Below are 22477 nucleotides of genomic sequence, written 5' to 3'. Positions count from 1 at the left end.
CCCGGGGTCTGAAAAGGCGATCACACCGGTCCTGCGCCAGTCGACCGCGCCCGCCAGCACCATGTGATCACCGACCGCCACGGGACACCGCTTGCAGTGTTGTTGACCAGCGGGAACGCATCCGTGCCTGGTGGACAGGCGGCCCGTCACCGACCGCTGCGCCGTTCGCGAACCGCGGCTACGACTATGACAAGTACCGCCTGCTCCTCCGTGCTCGCGGCATCACACCGATGATCCCCCGCAAGGGCGTACCCCACCGACCCGCTCTCCATCAGTATCGATTCCGTCACTTACTGCTACCGTTTGCTAGGGCGCCCAGGTAGTCGTCTAGGGCCTGCAGGTTCTTCGACAGCCAGTCACGACGCTCGACCATACGGCTGCGCTCTTGTCTAACTCGGGCCAAGAAGTCCGGGGCGGGGTACTTAGAGCTCGCCGCTTCGGCCAAGCAAGGCAGCACTGCTCTGATGATCTCGGTTGTCAGGCCTGCATCCAGCAGGCTGCGAATCTGTTGCACCCTCGCAACGTGGGACTCGCCGTAGTCGCGATACCCGTTCTCCTGTCGCCCTGGACTAAGGAGGCCTTGCTCCTCGTAGTAGCGCAGCAGCCGAGCGGACACGCCAGTCCGATCGGACACCTCCTTGATCCTCATCACATCTCCTTTGAAGCGATTGCATTCACACTAATGTCAAGGTTAGAGCCTAAGGGTTGTCCCGTAAAGATCTTGGAGTCGCCTCGGGCAAGCGGGTCAGCCACTCTGCTGCCCAGGACCTATCCGGCGGCGGCGAGGTTGTGCATGCGGGCGATGCCGAGCATGGCGTGGTGGACACCGTCGCCTTTGAGACGGCAGTCGCGGAGGATCTTCCATGTCTTCATGCGCGCGAAGACGTGCTCGACCCGGGCCCGGACCTGCTTGTGGGACTTGTTGTGATCTTCCTTCCAGTCCGGGAGGTTGCTCTGGCCTCGCTGTCGACGGTGCGGGATGACGAGGCCGGTGCCCAGATAGCCGCCATCGGCAATCGTGGTGGTCCTGCCGACGGCGGCCTTGGCGCCGGATTCTTCCCATGCTTTGCAGTCGTTGCGGTTCCCGGCGAGAGGTCGGCCGACCACGACGATCAGGCGGGTGTCGGCGTCGATGACGACCTGGTGGTTGGTGGAGTGCCGGTAGTTCTTGGACTGCTCGGCGATGGTGTGGCCTCGGGTAGGTACCAGGGTGCCGTCCACGATGAGCACGGTGTCTTTAGCGAACCGCTTGCGGGGCTGGAGTGCTAGCACGGGGCCGAAGTGGTTGATGACTCGGCCGGCCGTGGACTTCGAGACGCCGAACAGCGGAGCGAGCTGTCGCAACGTCAGGTTCGTCCGCCAGTAGGCCGTGACCAGCACTCGGTCCTCCAGCGGCAGACTCCATGGCCGGCCTCGGTGGACCACATCTGCTCCATCGCGCCGGAGCGCGGTCAGCAGTTTGCCGAAGCAGCGCGGGCTCAGCCCCGCGAACGGGGTTATCCAGGACGGCTCCGATGCCGTGATCACACTCGCCACATCGTGATCATCACTCAGGCCAGCCTCATGCCGAGGCATTCCCACAGCTACGCTGATCGGGGCAGTCCGCAGTGAGCAAAACCGGGGGAAACCGTGAACCGACCTCTGCTGTTCCTCGACGTGGACGGGCCACTCAACCACTATGCAGCCCAGCCGGAGAGGCCCGACGGCTACACCACACTCCAAGTCCCCCGGAATGACGCCCATCAGGACGACAGGGGCCTATCATCCCGACGACGCCCCCTGCGGGTCTGGCTCAACCCAGAGCACGGACGAATCCTGCTCCGGCTAGGCTTCGAGCTGTGCTGGGCCACCACGTGGATGGACGACGCCAACCGGTGGATCGCACCGGTCCTCGGCCTGCCGGAACTTCCCTTCGTGGACTTCGGCGACGTCCTGCTCCGAGAACGCCCTGATGGAGTCCACTGGAAGACCGGACCGCTAGTGGACTACGCAGGCGGCCGTCCTTTCGCCTGGGTGGACGACGAGCAGAGCTAGGCACTGTCCGGCGGATCATGTGACCTTCTGACCGGTCGCTCGTTGGTTCGGTCATGGGTTGGGGGGATCTGACGAATCGCGAGTGGTCGTTACTGGAGCCGCATCTGCCACCTCCGGGTGGCCGGGGCGGCCGGTGGAACGACCACCGCACCGTGCTCAACGGGATCCTGTTCCGGGTCCGGACCGGTATTCCCTGGCGTGACCTGCCGGAACGCTACGGGTCCTGGAAGACCGTCTACGAGCGGCATCGCCGCTGGTCGGCGGACGGTACCTGGGACCGGCTCCTGCACGCGGTCCAGGCTGACGCCGATCTGGCCGGCCGGATCGACTGGTCGATGGTCGGCATCGACTCGACGTCCTGCCGGGCCCACCAGCACGCGGCCGGCGCCCGCAAGACCCGGCCGCGGGTCCCGAAAAAAAGGACAACGCCCCGGCACCACCGCCCCGACGAGGGACTCGGACAGTCCCGGGGCGGCCTGACCTGCAAGATCCACCTCGCCGGCGAAGGCGGCTGCCGTCCCCTGGCCCTCCTGCTCACGCCGGGCCAGTGGGGCGACGCCCCGCAGCTGATCGAGGTCCTGGACCGGATCCGGGTGCCCCGCCCACTGGGCGGCCGCCCTTGAACCAGGCCGGACCACGTGAGCGGCGACAAGGCCTACAGCTCCCGCCGCAACCGCCGCTACCTGCGAAGACGCCACATACGGCACACGATCCCGGAACCGAGGGATCAGCGGGCCAACCGCCGGCGCAGAGGCAGCGCGGGCGGCCGGCCCACAGGCTTCGACCGCGAGTGCTACCGGCGCCGCAACGAGGTCGAGCGGACCATCAACCGGCTCAAGAACTCCCGCGCAGTCGCGACCCGTTACGACAAGAGGGCTTACGTCTTCCACGGCACCGTCACCGCCGCAGCGATCCGGCTCTGGCTCCGCCAGTGATCCGCCGGACAGACCCTAGTGACCTGAGTCGGAGATTCGTCGGCAGTAGGCGGCGACTTTGTCGAGGATTTCGTCGGCGGTCTTCGTCCAGACGAACGGTCTGGGGTGTTCGTTCCAGTCGGCGAGCCAGGACCTGATGTCGCGTTCGAGGGCCTGGACGGAGCGGTGGACGCCGCGCTTGAGCTTCTTCTGTGTGAGCTCGGCGAACCACCGCTCCACCAGGTTCAGCCAGGACGAACTCGTCGGTGTGAAGTGCAGGTGGAAGCGTGGGTGCGCAAGCAGCCACTGCTTGATGGCAGGCGTCTTGTGGGTGACGTAGTTGTCCAGGATCAGGTGCACGTCGAGGTCGGCGGGGACTTCCTTGTCGAGCTTGGTCAGGAACTTCTTGAACTCGACGCCCGGTGGCGTCGGTGGAGGGAGCCGATCACCTTGCCGGTGGCGACTTCCAGTGCGGCGAACAGGGTGGTGGTGCCGGCCCGGACGTAGTCGTGGCTGCGGCGCTCGGGAACCCCGGGCATCATGGGCAGCACCGGCTGGGACCGGTCCAGGGCCTGGATCTGCGACTTCTCGTCCACACACAGAACCAGGGCCTTCTCCGGCGGATCCAGGTAGAGACCGACGACGTCACGGACCTTGTCGATGAACAAAGGGTCCGTGGACAGCTTGAAGGTCTGCGAGCGGTGCGGGGCCAGGGCGAACGCCCGCCAGATCCGCGAGATCGCGGACTGCGACATGCCCGTGGCCGCTGCCATCGACCTGGTCGACCAGTGGGTGGCGTTCTTCGGCTTCTCCTCCAGCGTCTTGACGATGACGCGCTCGACGTCCGCGTCAGTGATCTTCCGTGGGACACCGGGCCGCGGCTCGTCGGACAGGCCGTCCAGGCCGCGTTCGATGAAACGCCGCCGCCAGGTGCGGACCGTGTCCGGAGAGGCACCCAACCGGCGCGACACCTCCATGATCGAGTGCCCGTCTGCGCACTCCAGCACGATCCGCGACCGCTGAGCCAGAGCCTGAGCCGTCGAGCGGCGACGCACCCAACCCTCCAGCACAGCCCGCTGGGCATCGGTCACAGACAACGGCGGAATCTTCGGACCCGGACGACTCATACCGAACCAACGACGAATCTCCGACTCAGGTCACTAGCTGGATCAGACCTACGTGACCGTCCACCACCACGGGCCCGGGCTCCTCCACCACGTCAACCCGCGGATCGGCCTCCGGGAGAACGGCTTCCACACGCTCGCCGACTTCGCCCGGTCCCAGGACACCTCACGAACCATCGGCTGAGCATCTCGCCAGCTCTGCAGGCCGCTCCGCACTCGGAGCCAAGATCTTTGTGGGACAGCCCTTAGCCGAGCCACCGCGTTTGTGGCTACGTAGTGAGTCTCACCGGGCCCGGGCCGAGGGGGTCGGGCGATGGCGTTCACAATGACCGGCACTCCCGCGGTCCTGTTGCGGAGTGACATCGGCATGTTGTTCGGTAGGGCGATCTTAACGAGGTCGGACTCCAGGATCAGATTCAGCGAATCCTTCACTTCGGCATCGTCTCTCATCAGCACCCTGGCTCGCGGGCGAACTCATCGACCGCCACGACCACAAACTGGCACCGTGCTCTTCATCGGAGCCGCGGCAACATCGCTGCCTCGCTTCGATTGTCCCTGCCGCACGTGGAAGCCGTCGCTGACCTGCACCGCGACGGGGCGCCGTCGGCGATGCCCTGCCGACAGGCAGCGAGCCGTCCCGGCGAACCGTCACAGAACAACCATCACACCGACAGCTCGATCAGCATCGGTCGGCCACCCACAGCGACATCGGCCAGCGCGGCCGTAGCGGTAGTGCACCCGCGCGGAACCGCGATCGCGTCCGGACACGCCACCATCAACTCGCGAGTGCGGGCCGCGATGCGGACTACGCCACCCACCACCCATACTCGTCTCCCCACACCGCATCGAGATGCGGAGACATGATTCATATGGGGCCATCACACTCGCCGACAGTGCCGCAAGGTGGCACACCCAACACTACGAAACGTGCCACGGCCACTCACACCAGTACGGGGTCCCTTGCTGCAGTCAGCATTGATGAGGACAGTAGGCAAACACGCCGACGTGGCCCCTGTCGTCGATGATCACCTATAGACCATGGAAATCGGCCTTGGAGGCCTGGCCGAGGTGGACCAGGCCAGCGAGGGGACGCTGGTGGGGCGGGAGCTTGCAGCGGCGGTCACCCTCACGGGTGCCGATGAGCATGGATACCCACTCGACCAGGGCGTGCGGCAGGTCGAGAGCGGCAGGATATGGAACCAACGAGGCTCCTGCGCTGATGACTTGGGACGTCGAACACCTCTCTCAACGGCCCAGGAGACTCGTGCGTTGCGGAACGCCAGCCCGTCACCCAATCAGTGGCCACTCTGAATGAGCTCAGTGTCGCGGAGCGGTGCGGAAGCGGGACCCTCGAGTAGGCGGTGCCGCTTGGCCTCGAGGGCGCCTCGTCGTGGACAGGACGCGGCGTGCGCCGACGAGCGGGTCGGACCGTACGGCCTTACGGTGGAGTAGTCGACCCATGGGAGGGTGAGTATTCGCTTGCGGTGAGGCCTGCGAGGCAATTCGGCCTGAGCCAACTAGCGAGATCGAATGGGCGCACGAATTGCCCCCAACTGGCCAAATGGCGATTGAGACTAGGTTTTCAGAGCGAGGCCACCTATGTCTCGCTCGATTTCTGACCCGGTTTCTTCGCGGAGAGGGTGGATGTATGTCCACGCGCTTCCATACAACCAAGATCAACGGACTCGATATCTTCTACCGGGAAGCAGGCCCCACTGACGGGCCGGCGGTTCTGCTACTGCACGGATTCCCGACATCGTCCTGGCAGTACCGCAATCTGATCCCCGCACTGGCCGGCAGGTATAGGGTCATTGCGCCGGATTACCCCGGCTTCGGACATTCGGCCGTTCCTGACAGGTCCGAGTTCGACTATACTTTTGCCAACTACGCGGACCTCATGAAGGGCCTCGTCGACCAACTCGGGATTGATCGCTACGCGGTCTACGTGTTCGACTACGGAGCACCCGTCGGCTTCCGCCTTGCCCTCCAGGCACCGGAGAAGGTCAGCGCGCTGATCGTGCAAAATGGCAACGCCTACGAAGAGGGCTTGCGCGAGTTCTGGGATCCGATCAAGAAGTACTGGGGCGAGGACACCGAGGAGAACCGCAGGGCGCTTACACCTGTTTTCGCCGACGAGGCGATCAAGTCGCAGTACACAACCGGCGTGCGGGACCTGGCTCGCCTGGACCCGGACAGCTGGCTTCACGACAGCACTCAGCTTGACCGCCAGGGAAACTGGGACATCCAGCTCGACCTGTTCCATGACTACGGCACCAATGTCACCCTCTACCCACAGTTCCAGGAGTACTTCCGGAACTACCAGCCCCCGACCCTGATCGTCTGGGGCCGGCATGACTTCATCTTCCCGCCGGACGGTGCATACCCCTACCTCGAAGACCTGCCCAAGGCAGACTTCCATCTGCTCGACACCGGCCACTTCCTACTGGAAGACAAGTTCGACGTCGCTGTTCCGATCATGCGCGACTTCCTCGACCGCAGTATTTAGTATCCTGGCTCCATCGGAGCTGCTCATCGAGCCGGTGTTCGCCGTGTGGTGAGCCCGTTGGACCGGGCCCGGTTTGGCTGCTCGTGCGCCATGACCTGCATGAGATCATGATGCAACTGATCATGCATCCACCGGATGCTGAACCGGATCGAGTGGGACGCCGACGAGGTCCTGGACGACGTGCGCGACTACGTCGTGGAACACCTCGGAGATCCGGATGCCGTCCTGATCGTCGATGACACCGGGTTCCTGAAGAAGGGCGTCCGCTCGGCCAGCGTTCAGCGGCCGTGTTCCGGCACCGCCCGACGCACCGAGAACTCCCAGATCGGCGTGTTCCTCGCCTACGCCACGAGCCGCGGACGCACCCTGATCGACCGCCGCTTGTATCTGCCTACGTCCTGGACGGATGACCGGGAGCGCTGCCGTCGGGCGGGCATCGACGACACGGTCGGCTTCGCCACGAAGGTGGCCATGGCCAAAGCGATGGTCCGCCGGGCCGTCGCCGAGAAGATCCCGTTCGGCTGGGTGACGGCGGATGCCGCCTACGGCTTCTCCAAGGGCTGGCGCTACGAACTCGAGCAGGCGGACGTCTTCCATGTGATGGCCACCACCCGGCACGACACCGTCGTCACCCGATGGGCACTCGATCACCCCGTGCACGACCTGTTTCCCGGTTTGCCGAGGCAGAAGTGGAAACGCCGTTCCTGCGGTGAAGGGGCCCACGGTCGGCGGATCTACGACTGGGCCCGCGTCGAGGTGCGGCCCTGGCACCGCGAGGACCGCCGGCACTGCGTGCTGGCCCGCCGCCGCAGCGTGAGCAGGCCCGAGGAGATCTCCTACTGCATCGCCTACTGCCCTGCCGGCACCACGCTGGACGAGCTGATCCGCATCGCGGGCAGCCGCTGGGCGGTCGAGGAATGCTTCCAGACCGCCAAGCAGGAATGCGGCCTGGACGACTACCAGGTCCGCCGCTATCCCGGCTGGCACCGCCACATGACCCTGGCCATGGCCGCCCACGCCTGCCTGACCGTCCTGCGGGCCCGACAGCTGGACGCGGACCAAGCAGAAACGGATCCTCCCAGCTCATCCACCTCAGCCTCGCAGAGATCAGACGCCTGATCACCCGCCTCGCCGACCGCCGGCCCACCCCGGTCGATCACATCCTGCACTGGTCGACCTGGCGACGACGATGCCAGCACCAAGCCCGCGTCAGTCACTACAAGCAACGCGGACACAGTCCCTGAACTGGTCAGCCGCGCAGATGGCTGCGAGGAAAGCGGATGGGCGTGCGGATCGCCCGCAAGGAAATCGAGTCCAGCGAACGATTAGGGCGCCGCAGGTGGGTCGTCGAGCGGACAATGTCCTGGCTGTCCGCCTACCGCCCCCTCAGCCCCCGCCACGAACGCGATCCCCGCAACTACCTGGCATTCCTCGGCCTTGCCGCCGCCCTCTGCTGCTACAAACGGCTCGCCCGCCTGATCACGTATGACACGGTCTGAAGCCCGTCCCTCTTCGTTCGTGGATCAAGGCGGCACGGGACCGACTCGTGGCATGTCTGCGTATTGACGCGAAAACCCCGAGCTCTTCGACTACCGACTGCTCCCTATGTCCCAGGACGCGCCGTCCATAACCCCGTTTGACGGTGTAAGAAGTCCTCAAGCGCGCGATTGAACATTGCCGGATCCTCCAGGTAGGGAAGATGTCCGCTCTCCGGGAGGCGGGTGATCGTCGCACCCCCGGCCAGCGCAATCAGATGCTCGGTGGAGGATGAGGGGACCAGCTGATCTCGCTCTCCCACGATCAGCTGAACAGGAATGACCAGTCCGCGGAACTCCTCCGCCTGATCGGCCTCGTCAACCTGGTGAAAGACGGTATTCACATGCTCGGGATCTATGCGATCTGCCGATGCCAGAAAGCCACGCACTATGCCTGCGTGTGCAGAAACCCCCATGCCTTCGAGTAGAAGCTGGGCCCATTCACGAGCGCCGCCCGGACGCAGGAGCAGATCATAGAGCTCGACGCGTCGTTCGTGCTCGCGCGGCGGAAGCTCCAGGTACCCGTTCACGACCGTCAGACGCCTGACACGGCGTGGCGATCGTGCCGCGAGCGTGATCCCTACTCTGGCACCCATCGCCAACCCCACGACCGACACTTCCTTCACTCGAAGGTGATCGAGTACTGCTTGGACGGCATCCGCGTACAGCCTGAACGGGACTTTCGTGCCCGTGGATCGCCCGTGGCCAGGGAGGTCCAGGGTGATCACCCGGTGATGCTCTGCAAAGGCTCGGCGCTGGTGCAGCCAATTGTTCGCGTTGCCGCCCAGACCGTGGAGGAACAGGATCGCGTCGTCCGTGGCGCCTTCGTCGGTGTAGCGCAAGGTCTCCCCGAGCCAGTTCAGTTCCATCGCCGCGCTCCTTTCCCTCTGCGTACGATCAGTCCGCTGCTCAGCGGCTACCGGGCCGGACGAAGTCGCCCCAGCCCCGAAGATGCCTGATGAAACGCTCGCTCAGTCCACCTCTCCGCAGGAAGTCTGCGGGGACGGGGAGGGCCGGACTTTCGTGCTCGAAGTCCGACTCCACGAGTACAGGGCAGTTCCGCTCCAGGATGCCTGCCCGCCCGATCAGCACGAAGTCGCACCCTTCGTCCAGCAGCCGACCGGCGCGCTCGGCACTCCTGATGCGGCCTGCTGCGCCCAGGCGCACGCCCTTCCGTGGCAGATCGGCGAAGACACTCAGCATCGTCCGGCCTCGGAACGCACCGTCCTGAACGACCTGGTTGTAGTCCCACAGGGCGAGATCCAGGTAGTCGACCAACTCTCGGTCGAGGATTTCCGCGGTCATCTCCCGAAGCTCCTCGATACGCAGGCCGTACCGCTCGATCGACAGGCGCCATCCGATCTGGAAATTGGGTCCGCACTCCCGACGGATGCCCTCGATCACCTCGATGGTAAAGCGTGCCCGATTCTCTAGGCTGCCACCGTACTTGTCCGTCCGGTCGTTGAGCATGGGAGACATGAACTCCGACAGGATCCACCCGAAGGCGCCGTGGACCGCGACGCCGTCGAACCCGGCCTTCTCGGCTCTCTTCGCGCCTGCGATGAAGCTGTCACGGATGCGCTCCACCTCTGCTGTCGACAACGCGGAGATGCCGGGCAACGTGCGGCTGGAGGCGGGCGAGGGTACCCCTCCAAAGTAGGGATTCGCGCGATGCCCCGCGTGGTGAAGCTGGACCGCTGACAAGCCGCCGCCCTCGCGAATTGAGTTGGCCACCTCTGTCAGTCCTGGCAGGTGCTTGTCACTGAAGATGCCCGGCTGTCGAGCACACGCAATTCCGCTGGCCTCGACGATCGTCGCACCTGTCTGGACCAGCCCGTAGCCACCCTGGCCAAGCTGTCGCATCCACTCCTTGTCGAAATCGGAGAGGAAGCCATCCGGCTCGCTCTGCTGACTTGTGAGCGGCGCCATCATGAACCGGTTTCGCATCGCAGGGCCATGCAGAAGCGGGAGTGGCTCGAAGAGGTCTGCAACGGTCATGGAAGATCTCCAGTTCGTTAGTGGTCAGCCGGCGGATGGGTGCCGCCGGCTCCTCATGTGGCGAGGCAGTGACGCTTAGCCCACTCTTACACCTTCACATCAGTGTGAAGGCAAGTCCAAGGTGATTTAACTTTCAAGTGTAGTCACCTTCCCGTAGTGGACCCCTCTCCGGCGTGGCACCGGGCGGGAGGACGCAACCGCGCCGCTGGGGCCGACCAGCTCTGGGGCAGGGGTGCGCAACACCAGCCCGTTCTGCATGCCCGGGATGGCTAGGGTCCGTCTTCAAAGATCATTCAGGTGGTAGATCATGGTGTCGTGGTACGTCGTCATGAACTCACTGACCAGGAGTGGGAGTTACTCGCTCCGCTGATACCCCGGGCCGCGACAGGGCGGCCTCGCGTGGAGGACCGTCAGGTCATCAACGGGATGGTTTACAAGATCCGTACCGGGATCTCCTGGCGTGACCTGCCGGAACGCTACGGGCCGTGGAAGACCGTCTACACCCGTTTCCGCCGCTACGCCCTCGGGTGTTCACTCAAGCCCTGCAGCAGATCCAGGCCCACGCCGACGCGGCCGGCGACATCGACTGGCTGGTCCAGATCGACTCCACCATCGTCCGCGCTCACCAGCACGCCGCCGCCACGGGCCGAAAAGGGGCGGCACCGGCAGGACGAACCGGGCGATCACGCCCTCGGTCGATCCCGAGGCGGACTGACCACCAAAATCCACCTCGCCTGCGACGGCAAGGGCCGCCCGCTCGCGATCCTGGTGACGCCCGGCCAACGCCACGACAGTGTCTGCGCACGCCCGCTGCTGGAACGGATCCGCGTTCCCCGGACCGGCCCGGGCCGGCCACGCTGCAGGCCCGACCAGGTCATCGCAGACAAGGCTTACAGCTCCCGCGGCTTCCGCGCCTACCTGCGACAACGCGGCATTGCGCACGTCATCCCCGAGAAGGCCGACCAGCGACGGCACCGACACAAACGCGGCCGCTGCGGCGGCAGGCCGCCAGGTTTCGACCGGGAGACCTACCGGCGGCGCAACGTGATCGAACGCTGCTTCAACCGGCTCAAGGGCTTCCGCGGCATCGCCACCAGATACGACAAGACCGCCACTTCCTACGAAGCGGCGGTCACACTCACGTCGTTCCTGCTCTGGGCAAGATCCGTTTGAAGACGGACCCGTACTGCAAAGTCCTTATGGGCTGTGGCCTCGTCGTTTGTAGTGGCTGGTGCGGGCCTGGTGTTGTCGTCGTCGGCGCCAGGTCGACCAGTGCAGGATGTGCTCGACGGGTGTGGGCCGGCGGTTGGTGAGACGGGTGATCAGCCGTCGTATCTCGGCGAGGCTGAGGTGGATGAGCTGGGAGGATCCGTTTCTGCTTTCCCGGCATCCAGCTCGCGGGCTCGCAGGACGATCAGACATGCGTGGGCGGCCATTGCCAGGGTCATGTGGCGGTGCCAGCCGGGATAGCGGCGGACTTGGTAGTCGTCCAGTCCGCATTCCTGCTTGGCGCTCTGGAAGCACTCTTCGATGGCCCACCGGCTGCCCGCGATGCGGATCAGGTCATCCAGTGTGGTTCCGGCGGGGCAGTAGGCGATGTAGTAGGAGATCTCCTGCGGGCGGGCGACGCTGCGGCGGGCGATCACCCAGTGGCGGCGGTCGCGCCGGTGCCAGGACCGCACCTCGACACATCTGACCAGCTCAGACCGCTAATGGAAAGCCTCACTCGCGTTGACATGCGAACCCTGGCCTCTTCATACTGGTCTGACCATCAGATGAGCTGATATGTTAACAAGGAGCGTCATGCTCGAACAGACCCCTGCCAAGAGCCCCGTCGATTTCTGGTTTGACCCGCTGTGTGCCTGGGCGTGGATGACCTCGCGGTGGATCCTGGAGGTGGAGAAGGTCAGGGACATCGAAGTCCGATGGCACGTCATGAGCCTGGCGGTGTTGAACGAGTCGAAGATGGACCAGGCGCCCGCCACGCTTCGCGAGCTGGAGAGTTCGATGTGGCATCCGGTGCGTGTGGTGACAGCAGCTTGGCAGAAGCATGGTTCAGAGATCCTCGGACCGCTCTACACCGCGCTAGGCACTCGCATCCACAACGAAGGAATGGGCCTGACGACGGAGGCGATCATTGGGGCCCTTAACGAGGTCGGCCTGCCCGCCGACCTCATCGACTACGCCGACCAGGAGAACTTCGAGTTCGAAGCTGAACTGCGCGCCTCCCACGGGGAGGGCATCGAGAAGGTCGGCCAGGAGGTAGGCACCCCTGTCATCGCCGTTTCAGGACTAGACGGCGAGCAGATCGCCTTCTTCGGTCCGGTCGTCACCCCCGCGCCTAAGGGGGAGGAAGCCGCCAAGCTCTGGGACGGCACGCTTCTAGTCGCCTCGGTCCCCGGTTTCTACGAGTTGAAGCGCACCCGGACTAAGGGCCCGGACTTCAGCAACCTGTAAGGAGACAGAAGTCGGTCGACTGGCCAGATAGTCGGCCGATTGCGTGGCGGGCTGACCGCTGTGCGCCGCCATGCGTAGGGAAATAGAACAGCCCCCGTAGTACAGACAGCCCAGCACCTCGAATCGCCGTGCTGCCCCCACCGGCAGCCGATCGCCATCGTCTGGGCCGCCTCAGCATGAGCCGGGAAGCAGCTCGTGACCTCATCCAAGACCTGTCTTGACGTCACGATCAAAAAGCAATGGCCACGCCGGGGGCGAGGGCTTCATGGCCCTTTCGTGCAGGTGGGTGGACTAGCGTTCTTAGTCCTGGATCATGAGGGCACGCCGTCACTGCAGGGGCTACGAACGGCTCCCGAGATCAGCGGATCGTCGATTACCTGGGTCGCCGTCACGTTGACGACACGGCGCCTCACCCGCCGCACGGCCTGTGCAGCCGAACGCGTTGACGTCGCCCCGTAACCTCACCCAGGGCGCATGAGCAGGCCAGACTGCCAACGCTGTGGCAGGACTAGGGTCCGTCTTCAAACGGATCTTGCCCAGAGCAGGAACGACGCGAGTGTGACCGCCGCTTCGTAGGAAGTGGCGGTCTTGTCGTATCTGGTGGCGATGCCGCGGAAGCCCTTGAGCCGGTTGAAGCAGCGTTCGATACCACTCCCAGTGCAACGGGCAGGACGCAGCGTCGGTGACGGCGTGGACGCTGACCGCGACCTGGCAGTTCGCCCGTGTGCCAACGGCTCCGCAGTACTGGCGTGCAACGCCGACCGACGCTCTGCCGCGCTTGGGGAACGACACATCGTCGATCACCCACACCTCGGGCGTGATCACCTCGGTCAGCCGCTCGGCGATCCGCCGCCGCACCGGCAGCGGATCCCATGGTGACTGGTTCACGAACTGCTGCAGGGCCTGCATGTTCCCGTCCGGCAGACGCTCCGCCATCGGCTGGACCGACTTGCGCCGGCCGTCCAGCATCAGACCACGCACATAACACGCACCCCACCGCCGCTGATCCCGCCGCGGCAACGAGGCAAACACATCGGCAGCGAACCCCGCCAACTCACCCCGGAGCCGTTCCACCTCCCCCAACTTCACCTGGAAGACTGCCCACCACCAACCGAGATCACTCAACGTAACGAAGCACACCGGAGTATCGGGCTGTCGCCGGATGCGATCGCTGAACTCATGCCGGGGTTGAGGCGTTGTAGCACGAACAGCATCAAGCACGCCTCACTTCAGCTGCGGTGGCGGGCTGTAGGGGCCGGGGCGAAGCCAAGGTTCGTCTTCGTCGAACGGCTGAAGCCACGCTGGTGAGTCTGCGTCATGGCACCACTCATGACGTGCTGGCCTGCTGATCCAATGTCGACCGCCGCCATCACCCGCGCCATCGGCGAGGTGCGTCCCCTACTTGCGCAGCGGGGCTACGCGAGGGCATCCGCTGGCCTACCTCGCCGGGTCATCGAGCACCTCTGCGCCGGCGGCTGAGCCGGGATCATCTAGTGCACGGAGACTACGTCCTGCGCCCGGCGGCTCGCACTGGTCCAGCTGTCGTCTGACAGCTCGTTCATGGAGATGCTCCCGGCTGCTAGCTATCTGGCATGGGTGCGCAGACCGGCGGACACGTAGTGACACGCCCGGGTGTTCACTCGGGCGTAGGTCCGCGTTCCCCGGACTGACCGTCGTCTTGCTCTGGTTTTCTGAGCCGGTGGCTTGACGTGAGCAGTAAATTGGTTCAATATTCTGCTACTTAACTATCTCAATGATTGTGGTGGGGATGCGGTACCACGTCGAGAGACGCCGCGGGGTCGCGGCGTACCAGCAGATCGTCGACCAGACCAAACGGGCCATCAGGTCAGGCGAGTTGGGGGTGGGGGACCGGTTGCCCACAGCCCGCGAGGTTGCGGAGAGCTGTGCGGTGAACCCGAACACCACGCTCAAGGCGTACCGGGAGTTGGAGCGAGAGGGGGTCGTGGAGCTGCGTCAGGGGGTCGGCACCTTCGTGTGCTGGGCTCCGGCGCGGATGGGTCCTGGGCAGGACTCGCCGTTGTACAGCGAGCTCGCGGACTGGATCGGTCGGGCCCTGCTCGCCGATCTCGACCATGACGACATTCGAGGTCTAGTCGAACTTGCCTTGGAGAAACAGTGCGGCCTGGTGGAGAAGCCGAGGCTCATAGGTACGGAAGAAACGGGACGGTGAAAGGCGATGGGTCCAACCACACGCAGGATGGACGCCGCTGAGGCACAGACCGCGCTGGAAGTGCGAGGCGTGGGACGGCGTTTCGGACGGAATTGGGTGCTGCGGAATGCAACATTCCGCCTGCCGGCGGGACGAGTCTGCGGGCTGGTGGGACCTAACGGCGCGGGAAAGACGACACTGCTGGAGATCCTGGCGGGGCTGCGGGCGGCGACCGAGGGACAAGCCACGGTGTTCGGTGCACCAGCTGGCAGCCTGGGAGCCAGGGAGCAGACCGCGTTTCTCGCCCAGGAGAAGCCGCTGTTTCCGCGGTTTACGGTCGCCGAGACCCTGCGCCTGGGGCAGGAACTCAATCCCCACTGGGACCAGCGCATGGCGGAGAACTTCGTGCGCGCCGGAAATGTCCCCCTCGACGCGCCCGTGGGACGCCTCTCAGGCGGACAGCGCACCCGTGTCGCCCTCGCGCTAGCTCTGGGCAAACGGCCCGATCTGATTCTGCTGGACGAACCCATGGCCGACCTTGACCCCCTGGTTCGACAGGAGACCACCGCAGCGCTCTTGGGCGAGGTGGCCGAAAGGGGCATCACCGTCGTGATCTCCAGCCACCTCGTTTCCGAGCTGGACACGCTGTGCGACTACCTCCTGCTCATGACCCAGGGCGGGCTACGTCTGGCCGGGGACGTGGACGAGATCATCAGCGTGCACCGCCTGCTGAGCAGGCCCAACGACGCGATGTCCGCGCTCCAGGGTGGCCTGCCTGCCGGCCTTGAGCACCACACGGTCGTCGAGGCCCACTGGGACCGGCACTACACGAATGTCCTGGTGCGACCGCAGGGCCCCATCGACAGCACCTGGCAGATCAGCGCGCCCACTCTGGAGGAGGTCGTGCTTGCATACCTGCGGCAGGGCGATTCCATCCCCCTGATCAGCCCACAGTCTCACGTTGTCGGCATGAGTCCGGAGAGCGCGGCATGACCACTACTACCAACACCCGGGTTAATTCGGGCACCGTGCGTCCAGCGTCCCGTCGCGGCCTGCGTGGCGTGCCCTGGCTCGTCTGGCGTCAGCACCGGACAACCTTCGCAGTCCTGCTTGCCGTTGCCGTGGTAGTGGTCGCCGCTCTGTTGTGGCTGCGCGGTCAGCTGGCAGACGCCCTGGCAGTCGTCGCTACGGGAGACGAGTCGCCCGCGGCACAAAGGGCGGTGGAGACCAGCGTGGCAAGGCTTCAGCCCGCCGGACTACTGTTGGCCTGCTTTCCCCTGCTGACCGGCGTGTTCGTGGGTGCACCGCTGTTCGCCGGTGACCTGGAGAACGCCACCGCCAAGCTGGTCGGCGTCCAGACCCGTAGCCGGTTCCAGTGGGTCGCCGCCAAACTCGGGATGGCGGCCTTGGTGACCGTGCTAATGGCGCTCAGTACGGGACTGACCATGAAGAGCCTGTGGATGGTGGGCCACGCCCACGCCCAGGCTCCCCGCTTCACCGACGCGGTAATCTTCGACACTACGGGCCCCGTGGCCGTGGCCCTCGCACTCTGCGGACTTCTCCTCGGCGCTACTGCGGGCCTGCTGCTGGGGCGTACCCTCCCGGCCATGGTGACCACGTTCGGGGCCATGGTGGCCCTGGCCATAACCTGGAGCCTCGTCCGGCCCATGTTCGGCACGACGACAATCGTGACCACCTCGGGCGGCCACGTCAACGAGGCGGACAGGCCCCCCTTGCCCGTCGGCTCGATCGAGGTCGACACCTCGTACATCGCCTCCAACGGATCCCTGCACGGCTGGGGCGCCTGCACGGACGTGGCCGACCGGGTCGCCTGCCTCCGGAACAAAGGCATTGTCGGCTGGTCCATGGAGTACCTGCCGCTGTCCCAGCTCGGTCCCATGCAGTGGGCTGCAACCGGTGCCCTGTCCCTCTTGATCGTACTCGTCGCGGCCCTGACCGTCCACGCCGCTCGGCGCACTCTCCGCTGACAACCCCTGAGGTACCGGCGCCGCGCCGACAGTCCGCGGTGCCGGTACTTCGCAGTGCCCAGAAAAAAAGATGTCTTGAAGCGCACGAGACAAGCGACGGCCGCTGCCGTCGCCCTCGCCGCTACGGCCTTGTTTCGGCGGGACGGCCGCCGCAGCCCAGAGCCCACCGGCAGGGACCGCAGTCGGCGACGGGTGGGATCCAGACTCGCGTCTAGTTTGCGTCAGGTGCCGCGTCCGGCGGTCCCAAGAGAACGGTCACCCTCATCACGGGTGACAAGGTGACCCTGGACGCCGCCGGACGGGTCGCCGGCGTGCGAGCTGCCAAAAGTCGCGAAGACCTGGCTTCCGGATATCCCCGGCCGCCGACTGCAACCTCTACGCAGTGCCGCGGACGCCGGACAACTGATCGCGAACGGCCGGCGGACCGGCGGCTGTTCGATGTGACGCTACTGGCCCAGCCGGGGCACGACGACGATGCACGGTCCGATCTCCCGCTGATCGTCACCTACGCCAAGGGGAGTTCCGACGCGGCCCGCGCACTGTCGGACTCTGGTGCCCAGGTCCGTCGGGACATGCCCAGCCTCAACGGCGAGGCCCTGAGGGCTCGCAAGTCCGAGGTCGCGGCACTGTGCCGCACCCTCACTGGCCGCGGCGCGGCCTCGCGCTCCACGCTCTCGGCCGCTTCCTCGAAGGTCGAGAAGATCTGGCTCGACGGCAAGGTCACGGCGAGCCTGGACCGCAGCACTGCGCAGATCGTCGCCCCCTCGGCCTGGAAGGCCGGTCACGATGGCAAGGGGGTCACCGTCGCCGTGCGGGACACCGGGGTGGACGCGACACACCCGGACCTGAAGGACCGTGTCAACACTGAGAAGAATTGCACAGACTCCCCGGACACACCGTTGACCGGGAGGGCCACGGGACGCACGTGGCCTCGATCGTCGCGGGCTCCGGGGCCCGTCGGGCGGCAAGTACCAGGGCGTCGCGCCCGGAGCCCGGCTCATCATCGGCGAGGTGCTCGGCGACTCCGGCTCGGGCAACATCTCCGGTATGCAGTGGGCCGTCGACCAGGCGCCGAGGTGGTCGACCTCATCCTGGGAGCGGAGGACACACCAGGGGACCGACCCGATGGAGCAGGCAGTGAGCTATTTTAGAGACGTGCATCCTGGAGGCCACGGGGCTCACTTCTCTCGTCCAGAAGCTGGAGAACGTTCTGGTGCAGTCGCCCCCCGGACCCCGGCGCGGGACCAGATGGCGAAGCGGCAGTGCAAAGTCGACTTCTATGCTCCGAAGCACGGTGGCAAAGCCCGCCAGGCGCAACCGCTGACGAGCACGTAGGGGGCCCCGCCGCCCTGCGGACGTACCCGTGCAGGCGGCAACAGCGGTCTCACCAACTCCAACAAGCCATCCGGAACGATCCATCCCCAACGCCCACTCGCCATGCCCAACCCAACAGTCAATTGACCAAGTGGGACACCGTCTTACAGGTCATCTCATTTGGCGAGTCGGCGATAGCAGATGAGGGTGCAGGCGATGCTGATGAAGGCCAGGAAGTGGCTGGCTTTGCGTTCGTAGCGTCTGTGGAGGCGGCGGCAGCCGGCGAGCCAGGCCATGGTGCGTTCGATGGTCCAGCGGTGTCGGCCCAGGCGCTGGCTGGAGTCCGTCCCCTTGCGGGCGATCCGGGGTGTGATGCGTCGGTCGCGTAACCATCGCCGCAGGTGGTTGTAGTCGTAGCCCTTGTCGCCGTGGAGCTTGCCGGGCCTGCGCCGTCGTCGGCCGCGCCGGGACCGGATCGGCGGTATGCCCTGCACCAACGGGATCAGAGCCTGGCTGTCGTGGACGTTGGCGCCCGAGATGCCGACGGACAGGGGCAGACCGGTCCGCTCGGTAATCAAGTGGATCTTCGAGCCGTACTTGCCCCGGTCCACAGGATTCGGACCTGTCAGCTCCCCCTTTTCATGGCCCGCATGTTCACCGAGTCGATCGCGCAGCGGGACCAGTCCAGCTCGCCAGGGGCACCCAGCTCGTCGAGGATCAGGCGGTGGAGCTTGGCCCACACCCGGGCCTTCGACCACTCGGTGAACCGCCGGTGGGCTGTGGCTCCCGACGGCCCGAACGACGCGGAAGGAAGTTGCTGCCAGGTGCAGCCCGACGTCGCGACGAACACGATCGCGGCCAGCACTTCCCGGTCCCCGTGTCGGCGTCGGCCACCGCCTTGCGGACGGGTCGGCGCCTCCGGAACCACCCGCTGGAACAACTCCCACAGCTCATCCGGCACCAGCCGCTCCACGATCCCCACGCCGGCAGATTACCGAACAAACCAAATGAGATGACCTGTTAGACCGTGTCCTACGTGGTGAGGCGTCGTTGACTTCGGTATGGGGCGGGGTACTTGGAGTTGGATTGTTCCGGACGGGTTGTGGGAGATCGCGAAGCAGCTGATCCCTCCGTCGAAGGTACGGCCGCAGGGCGGGGGAACGCAGGACACGCCTGATGAGAGGCTGTTTGCGGCCATCATCTACGCGCTGGTCAGCGGCTGTGCCTGGCGCCAACTGCCGCCTTCTTCGGCATATCGAAGTCGACCGCCCACCGCCGGTTCGTGATCTGGTCGAGAGCCGGCGTCTGGGGGCGGCTGCACGAGGCCGTACTGCACCGGCTCGACGACGCCGGTCTCGTCGACGTCACCCGCGTCGTCCTGGACACCGCCCACATCCGGGCCAAAAAGGGGCGAACTCACAGGTCCGAGCCCCATGGACCGGGGCAAATCGGGTTCCAAGATGCACGTCCTGTCGGACGCGAACGGACTGCCCCTCCTTGTCGGCGTCTCCGCCGGCAACACCCACGACAGCGAAGGGCTGAAGCCCATGGTCGAGGGTCACCAAACGAGACACGACCCCCACCGCGGCCGCCACTTCAAGCCCCAGCGCCTCTACGCGGACAAAGCCTACGACCGTGCCGACCTGCGGAGATGGTTACGTGGGAAACGCATCGGCGTGCGGATCGCGCGCAAAGGCATCGAGTCCAGCGAACGATTGGGCCGCCGCCGATGGTCATCGAGCGCACGATGTCGTGGCTGTCCGGCTACCGCCGACTCAGCCCCCGCTACGAGCGTGATTCCCGCAACTACCTGGCTTTTCTCGGGATCGCGGCCGCCCTCTGCTGCTACAAGCGGCTCATCCGCCTCACCACGTAGGACGCGGTCTTAGAGGTCGTTCTCTTTCCGAACCTCGTGTGCGGTTCTGCTGGTCAGGCATGAGACCGCAGTTGTTGCGGGAGCCTCCGTCCGTTGCTGGCCGAGATGTCGTGGGGGTGGCGGGTGCCATCGATGCGGGCGGTTCTGGAAGCGCGACAGAAGGCCGCGGCCGTGCGGGTGGACGAACTCGAAGCCGAGCTGGAGCGGGTGCGGGCGTCCCTGGCTGATGCGGAAGAGACGCTCAGGCGCCGGGTTATCGGCCTGGAGTATCTGGAGGCGCTGGCCGAGGAAGACGCGCCCGCGGTGGTGGCCGACGGGGTGTCGCAGAGAAAGCCGGTGGGGCCGCGCCGGGCGGTGCCTCACCGCCAGGACTCGGCCGGAACCGAGGTGTTGTCGGTGGACTACCGAGCGCTGATGGCTGCCGCCCTGGAGGCGGGAGCCGATGGGCTCGGTGCCCGGCGGCAGCGGTGGTGCTGGGCAGGGACAGTGCGTCCGACTCGCGTGTCGAGGGAGCGCGGGCCCGGATGAAACGGCTAGTGGAGCAGGGCTGGCTGGTCGAGGACGAGCCAGGCAGGTTTACGCTGCCCGCGCCGGTGCAGGACGCTGCCGGTGCTGGGCGGCCAGGCGGCGGCTCATGAGCATGGTCATCGACCACAGGATGACGGTCTCGCTGGTGTCAGTGCGTCGTTCGTAGTCCAGGACCAGGCGTCGGCTGCGCAGGAACCAGGCAAGGATCTTTCGACGACCCAGCGGCGGGGCAGGACCTGGAAACTTTGGACGTCGTCGCTGCGGCGGACGATGTCGAGGACCAGGCCGAGGTGCAGGGTGGTCCAGTCGGTTAGGTGGCCGGTGTAACCTCCGTCGCCCCAGATCCGCGCCAGCCGCCGGAAGTGATTCTTTGCTGTGGGCAGCAGGATGCGGGCGGCGTCCCGGACGGTCGTGGACGCCGGCGTGACCAGCACGGCCAGAAGCAGTCCGAGCGTGTCGGTGAGCAGGGTGCCGCTTGCGCCCGTTGATCTTCTTCCCAGCGTCGTAACCCCGCGAGGTGAGGGGGACGGTGGCGTCCGCCTTCACCGACTGTGAGTCCACGACCGCCGCACTCGGCTGCTCCTTGCTTCCCTCAGCCTCGCGGACAGCTCCGCGCAGCCGGTCGTGCAGCTCGGCCGCCAGTCCCGTATCCCACCAGCGGGCGAAGAAGGCATACACGCGCGGCCAGGGCGTTCTGTGGAATCCGACCAGTCCAGTGCCGTCGGAGATCCGCCTGGTCGATATGTGCTCGCCGGTTGGGTCAAAGGCGGGGAGACTCATGTGCTGTGAACATGGGGATCTCTGGTTTTGAGCCGTCCTTCTTGATCGGGGTCGACGCGATTCGGCAGGCGCACGGATCACGCTTGGCGGCGCTCGCCGGTAGGCGGCTGACGGGGTTCGCGCTGGTGCGGTTCGCCGAAGACGGGGACTGGTTCACCGACTGCCCGGTGGTGCTGGACTTCGACGGCATCCAGGTGGAGGTCTGCCACTGGAAGCTCGGAGACCTCTTGGAGGGGGGAAGTCATGCCGGACCCGAAGGCCGGTGGCCCCATTGCCAGGCCACGAAAAAGGTAACGGGGCCCGCACAGACCCGGGCCGGACGCCCTCCGCCCTCCGCACCGTTTCAGCGAAACGGGTCGGCGGGGGTGGTGGAGGTGCAGCCTGCTCGCCTGGCCGCCGTCCAGGAAGTACACCCATGTCACGCCGGGCGGGCAGTGGTACGGGTCCTCCGGCGGATTGCGCATCGCGTCCTCCCACACCACCACGTCACCGCCGGCCACGACATTGACCAAGGAGTGCCGCACGCCAGCGGACAGATCGCGGCCAAGCGCGCCTACCAACCGGTCCCGGCCGGTCCGCCGACCGTCCGGCCAGACGACCTCCAGCTTCGGCGACCAGTGCTCCCTCAGGACGGAGGCGGACTCGCCGCGGTGGGCAGCAAGCATCGCCTCCTCCCCCAGCCCGCGGTGCCGCCCGGTCAGCGCCGCCATGTCGCCGTGCGCGCCGTCCGCCGCGGCCAGCAGGGCCTCCGCGAGTTTGGCCCGGCCCTGATGCAGCCGGCTGCGGACGGTGCCGATGGGGACCGCCGACACCGCGGCGATGTCCTCATAAGACGCGATCTCGGTGAAGTAGCGCAGCAGCATGGCGAGCCGGAGCCCCGGGGAGAGCTGCGCCAGGGCGGTCCCGATCCAGTCCCGCAGCGCGTACTGCTCGATCAGCTCCGCCGGGTCAGGCGCGGTGGACCGCTCCAGCCGGACGAGCGCGTCGGTCTCCAAAGGAACCGCCGACGTGCGGCGCAGCATGGCCCGGCAGACATTGCGCACCACTGTGCGCAGCCACGGCCCCACGGCGCCCGGGTCCCGTAATGTCGCCGATCCGCCGGAGGGCGACGATCGACACCTCCTGAACCGCGTCCTCGGCATCCGGTCCATACCCGAGCAGGATGCCCGCCACTGCGTGCATGCCGGCCCGGTGCCTGGCCAGCAGCAGTCCGAGGGAACCGGCGTCGCCGGCCCTTGCGGCCCACAGGAGCT

Annotated in this window: 15 protein-coding genes and 12 pseudogenes; 14 read left to right on the top strand and 13 right to left on the bottom strand. The window is 66.0% G+C overall.

Features of this window, described 5'->3' with window-relative positions; all coding sequences use genetic code 11:
• Positions 1 to 286 precede the first annotated feature (286 nt).
• Both F3L20_RS33210 and F3L20_RS33205 read right to left on the bottom strand, forming a co-directional pair.
• Positions 287 to 649, bottom strand: a complete 363-nt coding sequence (locus F3L20_RS33210) for a MerR family transcriptional regulator (protein WP_150157766.1) — start codon at positions 647 to 649, stop codon at positions 287 to 289.
• 119 nt (positions 650 to 768) lie between these two features.
• The gene (locus F3L20_RS33205) at positions 769 to 1536 is read right to left on the bottom strand and encodes a transposase (protein WP_150157765.1); all 768 of its coding nucleotides are present in this window, start codon (positions 1534 to 1536) and stop codon (positions 769 to 771) included.
• Between the two features lie 93 nt (positions 1537 to 1629).
• On the opposite strand from F3L20_RS33205, the pseudogene F3L20_RS33200 reads away from it, so the two are divergent.
• Positions 1630 to 2031 (top strand): annotated as a pseudogene (locus F3L20_RS33200) (hypothetical protein); the annotation flags it as partial.
• Between the two features lie 56 nt (positions 2032 to 2087).
• Positions 2088 to 2969 (top strand): annotated as a pseudogene (locus tag F3L20_RS33195) (IS5 family transposase).
• Positions 2970 to 2984: 15 nt separating this feature from the next.
• Here F3L20_RS33195 and F3L20_RS33190 read toward each other — a convergent pair.
• A pseudogene (locus tag F3L20_RS33190) lies at positions 2985 to 4075 on the bottom strand (IS630 family transposase).
• A gap of 52 nt (positions 4076 to 4127) precedes the next feature.
• Here F3L20_RS33190 and F3L20_RS35375 point away from each other — a divergent pair.
• Complete coding sequence (locus F3L20_RS35375; RefSeq protein ID WP_276615877.1) at positions 4128 to 4256, top strand: hypothetical protein; 129 nt, start codon at positions 4128 to 4130, stop codon at positions 4254 to 4256.
• Positions 4257 to 5137: 881 nt separating this feature from the next.
• Here the strand turns inward: F3L20_RS35375 and F3L20_RS33185 are convergent.
• Positions 5138 to 5275, bottom strand: a pseudogene (locus F3L20_RS33185) (IS5/IS1182 family transposase); the annotation flags it as partial.
• A gap of 445 nt (positions 5276 to 5720) precedes the next feature.
• On the opposite strand from F3L20_RS33185, the gene F3L20_RS33180 reads away from it, so the two are divergent.
• From F3L20_RS33180 to F3L20_RS33170, 3 genes and pseudogenes are all read left to right on the top strand, one after another.
• The gene (locus F3L20_RS33180) at positions 5721 to 6578 is read left to right on the top strand and encodes an alpha/beta fold hydrolase (RefSeq protein ID WP_240810995.1); all 858 of its coding nucleotides are present in this window, start codon (positions 5721 to 5723) and stop codon (positions 6576 to 6578) included.
• 126 nt (positions 6579 to 6704) lie between these two features.
• Positions 6705 to 7697 (top strand): annotated as a pseudogene (locus F3L20_RS33175) (IS701 family transposase); the annotation flags it as partial.
• A gap of 137 nt (positions 7698 to 7834) precedes the next feature.
• A pseudogene (locus F3L20_RS33170) lies at positions 7835 to 8077 on the top strand (transposase); the annotation flags it as partial.
• A 104-nt stretch (positions 8078 to 8181) separates the two neighbouring features.
• On the opposite strand, the gene F3L20_RS33165 reads toward F3L20_RS33170, so the two are convergent.
• Positions 8182 to 8982 carry an alpha/beta fold hydrolase gene (locus F3L20_RS33165; protein ID WP_150157763.1) on the bottom strand — a complete coding sequence of 267 codons (801 nt, stop codon included), beginning with the start codon at positions 8980 to 8982 and terminating at the stop codon, positions 8182 to 8184.
• A gap of 40 nt (positions 8983 to 9022) precedes the next feature.
• Positions 9023 to 10111, bottom strand: coding sequence for an NADH:flavin oxidoreductase (locus F3L20_RS33160; protein WP_150157762.1), 1089 nt, complete (start codon positions 10109 to 10111; stop codon positions 9023 to 9025).
• A 297-nt stretch (positions 10112 to 10408) separates the two neighbouring features.
• Here F3L20_RS33160 and F3L20_RS33155 point away from each other — a divergent pair, with 297 nt between their 5' ends.
• Entirely contained in the window at positions 10409 to 11284 is an 876-nt protein-coding gene (locus F3L20_RS33155; RefSeq protein ID WP_346768139.1) for an IS5 family transposase, read from the top strand.
• A 149-nt stretch (positions 11285 to 11433) separates the two neighbouring features.
• Here the strand turns inward: F3L20_RS33155 and F3L20_RS33145 are convergent.
• A pseudogene (locus F3L20_RS33145) lies at positions 11434 to 11799 on the bottom strand (IS701 family transposase); the annotation flags it as partial.
• Between the two features lie 115 nt (positions 11800 to 11914).
• Between F3L20_RS33145 and F3L20_RS33140 the strand changes: the two are divergent.
• Positions 11915 to 12568: a DsbA family protein gene (locus F3L20_RS33140; protein WP_150157760.1), complete on the top strand. Its 654-nt coding sequence runs from the start codon at positions 11915 to 11917 to the stop codon at positions 12566 to 12568.
• 521 nt (positions 12569 to 13089) lie between these two features.
• Here the strand turns inward: F3L20_RS33140 and F3L20_RS33135 are convergent.
• Together F3L20_RS33135 and F3L20_RS33130 are read right to left on the bottom strand one after the other, a co-directional pair.
• Positions 13090 to 13215, bottom strand: a pseudogene (locus F3L20_RS33135) (IS5/IS1182 family transposase); the annotation flags it as partial.
• Positions 13214 to 13657: pseudogene (locus tag F3L20_RS33130) on the bottom strand (IS701 family transposase); the annotation flags it as partial. The pseudogenes F3L20_RS33135 and F3L20_RS33130, both read right to left, overlap by 2 nt.
• A gap of 679 nt (positions 13658 to 14336) precedes the next feature.
• Here F3L20_RS33130 and F3L20_RS33125 point away from each other — a divergent pair.
• The 4 genes from F3L20_RS33125 (at position 14337) to F3L20_RS35820 (ending at position 17877) form a co-directional block, all read left to right on the top strand.
• The gene (locus F3L20_RS33125) at positions 14337 to 14759 is read left to right on the top strand and encodes a GntR family transcriptional regulator (RefSeq protein WP_206338952.1); all 423 of its coding nucleotides are present in this window, start codon (positions 14337 to 14339) and stop codon (positions 14757 to 14759) included.
• Between the two features lie 27 nt (positions 14760 to 14786).
• Positions 14787 to 15731 carry an ABC transporter ATP-binding protein gene (locus tag F3L20_RS33120; RefSeq protein ID WP_150157759.1) on the top strand — a complete coding sequence of 315 codons (945 nt, stop codon included), beginning with the start codon at positions 14787 to 14789 and terminating at the stop codon, positions 15729 to 15731.
• Positions 15728 to 16726: an ABC transporter permease gene (locus tag F3L20_RS33115; protein ID WP_240810993.1), complete on the top strand. Its 999-nt coding sequence runs from the start codon at positions 15728 to 15730 to the stop codon at positions 16724 to 16726. Before F3L20_RS33120 ends, F3L20_RS33115 begins: the two co-directional genes overlap by 4 nt.
• A gap of 572 nt (positions 16727 to 17298) precedes the next feature.
• A complete protein-coding gene (locus F3L20_RS35820) occupies positions 17299 to 17877 on the top strand; it encodes a S8 family serine peptidase (RefSeq protein ID WP_240811032.1) in 579 nt (192 codons plus the stop codon).
• A gap of 35 nt (positions 17878 to 17912) precedes the next feature.
• On the opposite strand, the pseudogene F3L20_RS35815 reads toward F3L20_RS35820, so the two are convergent.
• Positions 17913 to 18165 (bottom strand): annotated as a pseudogene (locus tag F3L20_RS35815) (transposase); the annotation flags it as partial.
• A 51-nt stretch (positions 18166 to 18216) separates the two neighbouring features.
• A protein-coding gene (locus F3L20_RS33105; protein WP_240811031.1) for an IS5 family transposase occupies positions 18217 to 19016 on the bottom strand; the annotation gives its coding sequence in 2 pieces (ribosomal slippage) (positions 18217 to 18677 and positions 18677 to 19016; 801 coding nt in all).
• Positions 19017 to 19101: 85 nt separating this feature from the next.
• On the opposite strand from F3L20_RS33105, the pseudogene F3L20_RS33100 reads away from it, so the two are divergent.
• Positions 19102 to 19916, top strand: a pseudogene (locus F3L20_RS33100) (IS5 family transposase).
• 132 nt (positions 19917 to 20048) lie between these two features.
• Positions 20049 to 20554: pseudogene (locus tag F3L20_RS33095) on the top strand (hypothetical protein).
• A 6-nt stretch (positions 20555 to 20560) separates the two neighbouring features.
• Here F3L20_RS33095 and F3L20_RS35810 read toward each other — a convergent pair.
• Both F3L20_RS35810 and F3L20_RS33080 read right to left on the bottom strand, forming a co-directional pair.
• A complete protein-coding gene (locus tag F3L20_RS35810) occupies positions 20561 to 20878 on the bottom strand; it encodes a hypothetical protein (protein WP_431193202.1) in 318 nt (105 codons plus the stop codon).
• A gap of 423 nt (positions 20879 to 21301) precedes the next feature.
• The gene (locus tag F3L20_RS33080; RefSeq protein WP_240810992.1) at positions 21302 to 22291 is read right to left on the bottom strand and encodes an RNA polymerase sigma factor; all 990 of its coding nucleotides are present in this window, start codon (positions 22289 to 22291) and stop codon (positions 21302 to 21304) included.
• Positions 22292 to 22477: the final 186 nt, after the last annotated feature.

Origin of the sequence: Streptomyces tendae, from assembly GCF_008632955.1 — a bacterium.
Lineage (GTDB): Bacteria > Actinomycetota > Actinomycetes > Streptomycetales > Streptomycetaceae > Streptomyces.
Note: the sequence above shows the minus strand (reverse complement) of the source record. Positions and strands in the feature narration are given on the sequence as shown.